The organism is Dyadobacter sp. (assembly GCF_051859145.1).
Lineage (GTDB): Bacteria > Bacteroidota > Bacteroidia > Cytophagales > Spirosomataceae > Dyadobacter.
In genome coordinates this window covers 1-3,534 of the sequence record NZ_JBHYGF010000406.1, presented here as the reverse complement: position 1 = coordinate 3,534, position 3,534 = coordinate 1, and the positions used below count along the sequence as shown (strand labels likewise).

3 protein-coding genes are annotated in these 3,534 nt (G+C 48.2%); all 3 read right to left on the bottom strand.

The annotated features are described in order from the left end of the window. A partial coding sequence (locus ACTIE6_RS20360) for a superoxide dismutase (RefSeq protein WP_439558383.1) occupies positions 1-265 on the bottom strand: 265 nt, incomplete at its 3' end. Between the two features lie 64 nt (positions 266-329). Continuing rightward, positions 330-782: a nucleoside deaminase gene (locus tag ACTIE6_RS20355; RefSeq protein WP_439558382.1), complete on the bottom strand. Its 453-nt coding sequence runs from the start codon at positions 780-782 to the stop codon at positions 330-332. A gap of 65 nt (positions 783-847) precedes the next feature. After that, positions 848-3,534: T9SS type A sorting domain-containing protein (locus ACTIE6_RS20350; RefSeq protein WP_439558381.1), on the bottom strand; the 2,687-nt coding region annotated here is incomplete at its 5' end.

Below are 3,534 nucleotides of genomic sequence, written 5' to 3'. Positions count from 1 at the left end.
CGCCGTTTGGTGAAAGCGATTTCCAGAAGAAAGCGTGGTTCCAGTGACCGCCGCCATTGTTGCGCACAGGTGCCGGAGCTTTGCTGATATTCGAGATAATTTCTTCTATGCTTTTGCCTTCCAGCTCAGTTCCTGCTACGGCTGCATTCAGGTTCGTAACGTATGCCTGGTGGTGACGGTCGTGGTGAATTTCCATGGTCAATGCATCGATATGTGGTTCCAATGCATTGTTTGCGTAAGGTAAGGGATCAAGTGTAAATGCCATTTTCAGTGTAGTTTAATGATAAAATATGAATGTTGCACTAGAAGACTAACAGCATATAAACGCTTTATGTTCTTAATTGCCTAAAAAATTTGAGTAATAGCTCCTGCGATTCCGATGCAAGAATTCCGCTTGTCAGCTGCGTTTTAGGGTGTAGAATGGGTTTTCCCAGCTTCAAAAAACCACGCTTTTCGTCGCTCGCTCCTATTACTACGCGCTTCATTTGCGACCAGTACAATGCGCCCGCGCACATCACACAAGGTTCAAGTGTCACGTACAAAGTACAATCCGAAAGGTATTTCGATCCGAGGTGATCTGCTGCGGCTGTAATCGCGATCATTTCGGCGTGTGCAGTCACATCATTGAGGCGCTCTGTCTGATTATATCCTTTACCGATTACGCGCTCGCCCAGCACCACAATCGCGCCCACCGGAATTTCGCCTTCCTCATAAGCTTTCTCCGCCATTCGCATTGCCTCTGCCATGAAATAGTTATCGAGTATGTCAGCCTGTATGTCCATATTCTAAAAAAAATGGGACATCCATTTTGTTAATGAATGTCCCGGTTTTATTTATTTATCCAAAATCAAGGTTTCATCACCCGCTGAACTGTACTGAGGTTTCCATTCTGGATTCTAAGCAAATACAATCCCGAAGGATAGTTCGCGAAATTCACCTCCGTCGTTTTCTGTTCGATTTGCTGGATTGCTCTTGATCTTCCATTCAAATCAATTACTTCCACGCGTGCCTGCTTCGGTTTGATGTTCCCTGAAACCTCCACGGTCACCGAAGACTGGATCAATGTCGGATACACTTTCACCCAGTTTGAAGGCTGCTGTGGTTCTACGCCCAGGATCGGGTCTACCTGTACGCGCGCCGAGCCTGCTCCCGTACCTGTTCCGCAGCTATTGGTAACCTTCGTAATGTTGTAGGTAACCGTAGCTGATGGTGCTATTTTGAAGGTAAACGGAGTTGTATTAGCCGTAATCAGCGTGTCTTTTGTTCCGGTACTCAGCGTAAAAGTCCACGGCGCCTTACCTGTCGTTTCTACTTTTAAAGTTGCGCTCTCACCTACCAGGATAGTCTGTGCGCCAGAAAGTGTTGCTACCGGAAGCGGGCTCGCCATGATCGTGATCGCGCTTACGCTTCCTTTTACCAAAAACGCAGCGTTTGTGCCCGAGCTGATCACCCGTGTATAGTAGCGCCCGCCTTCTGTTGTATCCGGGAATGTTGCCGTCACGGAGTTACTCGTCGCAACGGAAGGGATCGTGTAGAATTTGCTATCCTCATTTTCCGTCGCGATCTGAACCTTGAAAGTATTTTCAGCAGGGAAATCACCGGATTGCTGGAAAGGCACATTGAATGTTTTACCCGCACAAGCCTCCGCTATCGAAGGGTTTCCAGAGTTGATCGTAGGGATTTTCACATTCACAAGTGCTTGTCCGATCGGCGTTCCTTTTCCGCATGCATTGGCAACTTCTGTCAACAGGTAAATCGTGGTCGTGCTTGGCTTCACCGGCACCTGGATGTTAGCCTGGTCAGTAGTACCCTTACTACCGTCTGACAAGATGTAGCTCCATGGTCCCTCGCCGGTAAATTTGATGTTCACATTGGCAGTCTCACCCAGGTCAATGGTAGAAGTACCCGTAATTGTTGCAGAAGGAAGTGATTTGATGTGGATCGTGATCTCTTCCTTCGGACTTTCACATTTGTTTTCAACGCCGGTTTGGGTTACGTAAAATGAGTAATCCTGTACCTTATCTGTAAATGGCGTAAATGGAAATCCTTGCCACTCACCGTCAACAGTTCTATACCACTTCAATATAGTTCCGGTTGCATCCAGAATCGGGGCAGTTGCACCCTGGCAGTATTCAAGGTAGGTTTTGGTGGTCGGCTTCGGAGTAGTGTTTACTTTCACATCAATTTTCGCCCGATCACTTGGGCATTCTTCAAGCGTTTGGCCTACATAGTAAGAGATTGTACCTCCCTCGGCAGTTGAAGGTACCGTCACAATGGTACTCGAATCTCCGCCAGTAGCATTAGTTCCGTACCAATAAAGCGTCGCATTCGCCATTGGAGTAGCTTTCAATGGGTCTGCTTTGATAAATTGGCAGTATTCGATGGTAGGAGTAGTTACTGTTGGCACTGCTGGAAGTGGTTTTATGCGGACTTTCTGTAAAGATCTCGCGGCACTTTCACAGCTCTTGTCCGATACCTGAGTTACATAAAAGGTTTTCTCTCCTTCTGTTTTCAGGTTGATCACCGGCGTACTTACTGTCGTAGTTCCGGTTGCAGCGCTGTACCATTTAAGTGTATTTCCATCGGCTGCTTTGGTGGGGAAAGAGTAAGTTTTGTCCTCCCTTTCCTGGCAGAAAATATCTGAAACTGTCGGCAGCGTCGCCGGCGTTGCATTCACAACTACATCCTTTTTTGCACGCGGACTTTCGCAAGAAAGGTTGCCGTAAGTATTGGATTGTGTAAGATAGTAAGAAGTGGTTCCGGCAGTGGTGGTAGTTGGAGTTGGCGCTGTTGCTGAGCCGGTACCGCCAGTGGCAGCAGTATACCATTTGTAAACGCCGCCGGCTGGTGTAAGTGCCACCGCCTTTTCACCTACGCAGTATTGGGTTGGAGTCACCGTTGGAGCTAAAGGGGTATCTTTAACTACCACCTCGATTTTTGCACGCGGCCCTTCACAGCGGCCATCTGTTGTCTGACTCACGTAATAGCTAGTTGTGCCAGCAGCAGTGGTAACCGGCACAGGCGCAGCTGCGAGCGGTGAGCCGCCAGTTGAACTGGTATACCAGCTCAGGTTAGTTCCGGTAGCTGTCAATGCAGTTGCTGTTACATTCTGACAAAGGCTAACCGTAGCTGTTACCGTTGGAACCAGCGAGTAATTCTTCACTGTCACGGTAATCTCAGCTCTTTCACTTTCACACTTTGCATTTGGCGCCTTTTGGCTCACATAGTAGGTAGCTGTACCCACAGTGCCTGTACCCGGAGTAGGCGCAGTTGTAGTGCCGGTTCCACCTGTTTTGGAATTGTACCACAAAATTGTGTTTCCAGCTACCCCGGTGGCGGTAAGCGGAACTGCCTTTTGATTAACACAATAACTGATGTCTTCCACTTTCGGAGCAGCAGGAGGTGCACAGGCAGATACTGTTACAACAATCTCAGTTCTTGCGCTCTCGCATTTATTAACGGTACGCGATACATAATAGCTTTTTGTTCCGGCAACAGTTGTCGACGGTGTCGGCGCAGTTGCAGAGCCAGTTC

Excerpts from the sequence above, each read along its gene's own strand:
- ACTIE6_RS20355 (WP_439558382.1), bottom strand. The coding sequence starts at position 782 with ATGGACATACAGGCTGACATACTCGATAACTATTTCATGGCAGAGGCA.